General features: G+C 70.1%; 5 protein-coding genes and 1 pseudogene. 2 read left to right on the top strand and 4 right to left on the bottom strand.

Going from position 1 to position 6,170, the window contains the following annotated elements:
* A partial coding sequence (locus tag VFL64_RS20150; RefSeq protein ID WP_489542172.1) for an ATP-binding response regulator occupies positions 1-2,187 on the top strand: 2,187 nt, incomplete at its 5' end.
* The gene (locus VFL64_RS20145; protein WP_489542171.1) at positions 2,184-3,056 is read left to right on the top strand and encodes a response regulator; all 873 of its coding nucleotides are present in this window, start codon (positions 2,184-2,186) and stop codon (positions 3,054-3,056) included. The genes VFL64_RS20150 and VFL64_RS20145, both read left to right, overlap by 4 nt.
* A 20-nt stretch (positions 3,057-3,076) precedes the next feature.
* Here the strand turns inward: VFL64_RS20145 and VFL64_RS20140 are convergent, their stop codons facing one another.
* From VFL64_RS20140 to VFL64_RS20125, 4 genes and pseudogenes are all read right to left on the bottom strand, one after another.
* The gene (locus VFL64_RS20140) at positions 3,077-3,991 is read right to left on the bottom strand and encodes an SMP-30/gluconolactonase/LRE family protein (protein WP_489542170.1); all 915 of its coding nucleotides are present in this window, start codon (positions 3,989-3,991) and stop codon (positions 3,077-3,079) included.
* A gap of 13 nt (positions 3,992-4,004) precedes the next feature.
* Entirely contained in the window at positions 4,005-4,979 is a 975-nt protein-coding gene (locus VFL64_RS20135; RefSeq protein WP_489542169.1) for an ABC transporter permease, read from the bottom strand.
* 7 nt (positions 4,980-4,986) lie between these two features.
* On the bottom strand, positions 4,987-5,973 hold the full coding sequence (locus VFL64_RS20130; RefSeq protein ID WP_489542168.1) for an ABC transporter permease: 987 nt from the start codon (positions 5,971-5,973) through the stop codon (positions 4,987-4,989).
* A pseudogene (locus VFL64_RS20125) lies at positions 5,970-6,170 on the bottom strand (sugar ABC transporter ATP-binding protein); the annotation flags it as partial. The gene VFL64_RS20130 and the pseudogene VFL64_RS20125, both read right to left, overlap by 4 nt.

Below are 6,170 nucleotides of genomic sequence, written 5' to 3'. Positions count from 1 at the left end.
GACCTCGTCATCAACAAGCCGCTGGGCCTGAGCCCGAAGCACATCGAGTTCAAGCGCGCCCACCTGTACGACATCAACCCGGTGGGTCTGGGCGCGATGCTGAGCGCCGCGGTGCTGGCCATCGTGGCCTATGCCGGTGCGCTGGGGCCCGAGGCCGAGGCCTTTGCGCCCTTCATCGCGCTGGTCACGGCAATGCTGCTGTCGCCCTTGCTGGCCTGGGCGACGCGCGGGCGCTACTACCTGGCGCGGCGCAGCGCCACGCGCTGGTCGCCGGGGCAGAGCGTGGTGTGCTCGGTGTGCGACAACGCCTTCGAGTCGGAAGACATGGCCCATTGCCCGGCCTACGACGCGCCCATCTGCTCGCTGTGCTGCACGCTCGAATCGCGCTGCCACGACCGCTGCAAAACCAACTCGCGCGCGGCCGAGCAGGTGAGTTCGGCGCTCGCCACGGTGCTGCCGGCCAGCCTGGCCGGGCGCGTCAACTCCCGCGTGGCGCACTACCTGGTGGTGCTGGCCTCGCTCATCGGCCTGCTGGGCGTGGTGCTGGGCGTGGTCTACGACCAGCAGGGCGTGCTGCGCGCCTCCGAACAGTTCGCGTTGCAGGCGCCCTTCATCAAGGTGTTCGCGCTGCTCTCGCTGGCGGCGGCGGTGGGCGCGTGGTGGGTGGTGCTGGGCAGCGAGAGCCGCCACATGGCGCAGGACGAATCGAACCGCCAGAACCAGCTGCTCACGCGCGAGATCGAGGCCCACCAGCGCACCGACGCAGCGTTGCAGGCCGCGAAGGACCTGGCCGAAGCCGCCAACCAGGCCAAGACGCGCTACGTGGCCGGCATGACACACGAGCTGCGCACGCCGCTCAACAGCATCCTCGGCTACGCGCAGATCCTGCTCAAGGACGAGCGGGTGCAGGGCGCGCGCCGCGCCTCGGTGGCCACCATCCACAGGAGCGGCGAGCACCTGCACGGGCTGATCGACGGCCTGCTCGACCTGGCGCGCATCGAGGCCGGCCGCCTGCGCCTGGACCCGGCGCCGCTGCCGGTGCACGAGTTCCTCGACGACCTGGTGCGCATGGTCGCGCCACAGGCCGAGGCCAAGGGCCTGAGCTTCAAGCTGGAGACCAGCGGGCGCATCCCCGACCACGTGAACGCCGACGCCAAGCGCTTGCGGCAGATCCTCATCAACTTGCTGAGCAACGCGGTGCGCTTCACCGACCACGGCAGCGTGACGCTGCGCCTGGACCACCGCCGCGAGGTGGCGCGCTTCGAGGTGATCGACACCGGCATCGGCATCGCCGCGCAGGACCAGGAGCGCATCTTCCTGCCCTGCGAGCGGGGCAGCGCCGGCCGGCGCACGGGAGATTCGGGCACCGGCCTGGGCCTCACCATCACGCACCTGCTGACCCAGCTGATGGGCGGCGAGCTGACGGTGAAGAGCACGCCGGGCATGGGCAGCACCTTCACTGCGCGCCTGTACCTGCGCGAGATCGCCGCGCCCACGAAGGCGCGCCTCACGCACCGCCCCGTCACTGGCTACCTGGGCGCGCGCCGCACCCTGCTGGTGGTGGACGACCAGCCCACGCAGCGGCAGATGCTGGTCGGCCTCTTGATGCCGCTGGGCTTCCAGATCCGCGAGGCGGCGAGCGGGCGCGAGTGCCTGGAAGGCGTGATCGAGCGCTGCCCCGACGCCGTGCTGCTCGACATCTCGATGGACGACATGGACGGCTGGCAAACGGCGCGCGAGATCCGCGCGGCGGGCTTTGCCGACGTGCCCATCATCATGGTGTCGGCCAATGCCTTCGAGAACCAACCGGCCAAGCTGGAAGAGGCCGGCTGCCACGGCTTCGTCGACAAGCCGGTGATCGAATCGGAGCTGCTCGCCGCGCTGCAGCGCCACCTGCAGATCGAATGGCTGGCCGAGCTGGCGCTGCCGGCGTGGAGTGGTTCGGTGGTCTCCGAAGAGCCCACCGAGCGCCTGCCGGCCACGCTGGTGGGCGATCTGGTGCGACTCGCGCGGCTGGGCCATGTGCAGGGTTTGCGCAGTGCGCTCGACGCGGCGGTGCTCAGCCACTCCGCCTGCCAGGCCGAGCTGCAGCGCCTGGGCGAGCGACTCGACCGCTTCGACCTCGAAGGTTTTCTGGAGCAGTTGGTGAAGAACCTGCAGGGCGCCGACGTGGAGAGCCCGCTGTGAGCGCGCCGGTGGTGCTGGTGGTGGACGATGCACCGCAGTCGCTCGGGCCGCTGTGTCAGGCGCTGGGCGACGACGGCTACACCGTGATCGTGGCGCGCGACGGCGAATCGGCACTCGCGCGGCTCGACCTCGTCACACCCGATGCCATCCTGCTCGACGCGCTGATGCCCGGGCTGTCGGGCTTCGAGGTGTGCCGGCACATCAAGCAGGAGCCGGCGCTGGCGCATGTGCCGGTGATCTTCATGACCGGCCTGTCGGAGACCGCGCACATCGTCGAAGACTTCGAGAGCGGCGGTGTCGACTACGTCGTCAAGCCCGTGCGTGCACAGGAGGTGCTGGTGCGCCTGGCCACGCACGTGCGCAACGCGCGCGCGGTGCGCCAAGCGCGCGAGGCCATCGACGTGGGCGGGCATGGCGTGCTGGTGATCGACGCGCAGTCGCGCATTGCCTGGCGCTCACCGCAGGCGGCGAGCTGGCTGCACGCGTTGTTCCCTGGCAGCGCCGGGGGCCTGCCGTCCGATTGGCTGGCCTGGCTGGCGGCCGGTCAATCCGCCGAGCACAGCAGCACCGGTACCAACGGCCAGGTGCTGCTGCTGCGCAACCTCGGGCCGGTCGGCCTGGGCGAGCAGATGCTGCTGCTGCAGCGCCGCGCGGAGCCGAGTGCTGCGGCCAGCCGGCTCAGCACGGCCGCGCTCACGCCGCGCGAGGCCGAGGTGCTGTCGTGGGTGGCCAAGGGCAAGACCAACCGCGACGTCGGCGAGATCCTCGGCATGAGCCCGCGCACGGTGAACAAGCACCTGGAGCATGTGTTCGAGAAGCTCGGGGTGGAGACGCGCGCGGCGGCCGCTGCGCTCGCGAGCCGAGGCTAGTTGGGTTCGCCCCTACGAGGTCAGCGCCCACGCGTGTTCAGGTACACCGCGTACAGCGAACTCGTCGCGCAGATGAAGAGCCGGTTGTACCTGGCGCCGCCGAAGCACAGGTTGGCCACCGGCTCGGGGATGAGGATCTTGCCGAGCAGCGTGCCGTCAGGCGCGTGGCAGTGCACGCCCTCGCCGGTGCTCAGCCAGAGGTTGCCGTGCACATCGACGCGCAGGCCGTCGTAGAGGCCGACCGGGCAGGTGGCGAACACCTCGCCGCCGCTCAGGCTGCCGTGGGCATTGACGCGAAAGCGCCGCACATGGTGCGGGCCGTCGGCGCGGTGGGTGGCGCCGGTGTCGGTGACATAGAGCAGCGATTCATCGGGCGAGAAGGCCAGGCCGTTGGGTTGCACGAAGTCGTTGCCGACGCGGGTCACCGCGCCGCTCGTGCCATCGATGCGGTAGACGGCCTGCGTACCCATCTCGTTGGGCGAGGCGATGCCTTCGTAGTCGGAGTCGATGCCGTAGCTCGGGTCGCTGAACCAGATGCTGCCGTCGGACTTGACCACCACATCGTTGGGCGAGCACAGGCGCTTGCCCTCGAACTGCGTGGCCAGCACGGTGCGGCTGCCGTCGTGCTCGGTGCGCGAGACGCAGCGGCCGCTGTGCTCACACGAGATGAGCCGGCCCTGCCCGTCGACGGTGTGGCCGTTGCTGTGCAGCGCAGGCTGGCGGAACACCGAGACCGAGCCGTCGGTCTCGTCCCAGCGCATCACGCGGTCGTTGGGGATGTCGGACCAGACCAGGTAGCGCCCGGCGCCGAACCAGGCCGGCCCTTCGGCCCAGCGGCAGCCGGTGTAGAGCTTGTCGACGCGCACGTAGGGGAACGCCAGCTGGCGAAAGCGCGGGTCGAGCACGTCGAAGTCCGCGCTGAGTTGCAGGGTCATGGTGCGGGTGCTCCTAGCCTGTCGTTCGCTGGCCACGGCCGTAGACCAGCAGCATCGCGATGATGACCACGCCGTAGATGATGTGGCGGCCGAATTCTTCCATCTGCATCACCGAGAGGATGGACTGCAGCAGCGTGATCAGCATCACCCCGGCGACGGTGCCGATGTAGTGGCCGCGCCCGCCCAGGATGGAGGTGCCGCCCAGCACCACCGCGGCGATGGCGGGCAGCAGGTAGGGGTCGCCCATGGCTTGCGCGGCCTTGCTGGCGTAGCCGGCCAGCAGCACGCCGCCGAAGGCCGAGAGACCGCCCGAGAGGGCAAAGGCCGCCATCACCACCAGGCGCGTGCGGGCACCCGAGAGGTAGGCCGCGCGCTCGCGGTTGCCGATGGCGTAGACCGTGCGGCCGAAGGTGGTGCGGTTGAGCAGGAAGATTGTCGCCGCGCCGATGGCGGCCCACACCAGCAGCGCGTTGGGGATGCCGAGCAGGCTGTGGCCGGTGGCCAGGAAGCGCATGGCCGGCGAGGAGGCATCCTGCGGCGAGAAGCCGCCGGTGTGCACCACCATCAGGCCCTGCGCGATGGCGTTGACCGCGAGCGTGACAATCATCGAGGGGATGCGCATGAAGGCCACGCCGAAGCCATTGAGCAGGCCCAGCGCCACGCCGCAGGCGATGCCGAAGGGGATGGCGAGGGCGACGCCCACCGGCCCCCAGCCGGTGGCGGCGGTGGCCATCATGCCGCCCACCGCCACCACCCAAGGCACAGAGAGGTCGATCTGGCCGAGCAGGATCACGAGCATCGCGCCCGAGGCGATCACGCCAAGGAAGGAGGCGACCTTCCGTTGCTGCAGCAGGTACTCCGGCGAGAGGAAGCTGCTGGAGTAGAGGCTGCCCACCAGCAGGAGCAGCGCGATGCAGCCGAAGGCCGAGGCGATGGCGGGGTCGATGCGCCAGCGGCGGACGAAGGCAGGCAACCAGGGTCGGGGCATGCGGGCTTCAACCATAGAGGTCCAGGCGGTTGCGAACGCGAAGAAGCCTCACCGCCCCGAGCGAGATGGCGGCGGTGAGCACCACGCCCTGGAACAGCGGCTGCCACAGCGGATCGAGGTTGAACACGAACATCAGGTCGCCGATGGTGCGGAACATCAGCGCACCGAAGATGGCGCCCACCGCGCTGCCCGAGCCGCCGAACAGCGACACGCCGCCCAGCACCACCGCGGCGATGGAGAACAACGTGTAGGTGCTGCCGTTGGCCGCCGAGGCCTCGCCCGAGTAGGTGATGCAGGTGACGAAGAGCCCGGCCACCGAAGCCAGCAGGCCCGACAGCAGGTAGGCCATGAACTTGGCGCGCTTCACCGGCACGCCCGACATGTAGGCCGCCATCTCCGACGAGCCGATGGCGAGCGCCGCCCGCCCGATGGCCGAGCGGCGGTAGGGCAGCCAGACGACGAGCACCAGCCCGAGCAGCAGCACCAGCGCTGCGGGCACGGTGCCGAAGAGCTGGCCGGTCAGCGCATCGGCCAGCCCGGCCTGCACGTCGCCGCCCGGCACCTTGCGCAGGGCGAGCGCGAGGCCGAAGAAGATGGCGCCGGTGGCGATGGTGGTGACGATGGGCTGCAGCCGGCCGTAGATCACGATCGCGCCATTGAGTGCGCCGCACAGGCAACCGGTGAGCAGCACGCCCAGCACGCCCAGGGCCGCCTGCCCGGGCGTACCCACCACGAGGTGCGAGGCCAGGCAGTTGGACAGCACCAGCACCATGCCCACCGACAGGTCGATGCCTGAGGTGAGCACCACCAGCGTCTGCGCCATCGCCACGATGGCCAGCAGCACGCCCTTGTTGGCGGCGGTGGTGGCGACGTTGGCGTTGAGGCCCGCCGGGTGGTTGGCGGCGTAGATCGCGAACATCACGATGAAGCCGGCGAAGGCGAGCAGCGTGCCCTTGTGCTCGCGCAGCAGGTACGACCAATCGCCGGGCTTCACGCGGCCTGCCTCAGGTCAAGCGCGCTGCTGACCAGCGCGTGCTCGGTGATCTCGGCGCCCACCAGCTCGCGCGTGATCGCGCCTTCGAACATCACCAGCACGCGGTCGCAGCAGCCGATGAGTTCGTCGCAGTCGGTGGAGTAGAAGAGGATGGCCGCGCCCTCGTCGGCCAGGCGGCGCAGCAGCTGGTAGATCTC

The organism is Rhizobacter sp., from assembly GCF_035702065.1.
GTDB lineage: Bacteria > Pseudomonadota > Gammaproteobacteria > Burkholderiales > Burkholderiaceae_C > Rhizobacter.
This window is presented reverse-complemented; position numbering and strand designations above follow the sequence as displayed.

Bases quoted from the DNA above. Each gene is read 5' to 3' on its own strand.
- VFL64_RS20140 (WP_489542170.1), bottom strand. From the start codon at position 3,991: ATGACCCTGCAACTCAGCGCGGACTTCGACGTGCTCGACCCGCGCTTT.
- VFL64_RS20135 (WP_489542169.1), bottom strand. From the start codon at position 4,979: ATGCCCCGACCCTGGTTGCCTGCCTTCGTCCGCCGCTGGCGCATCGAC.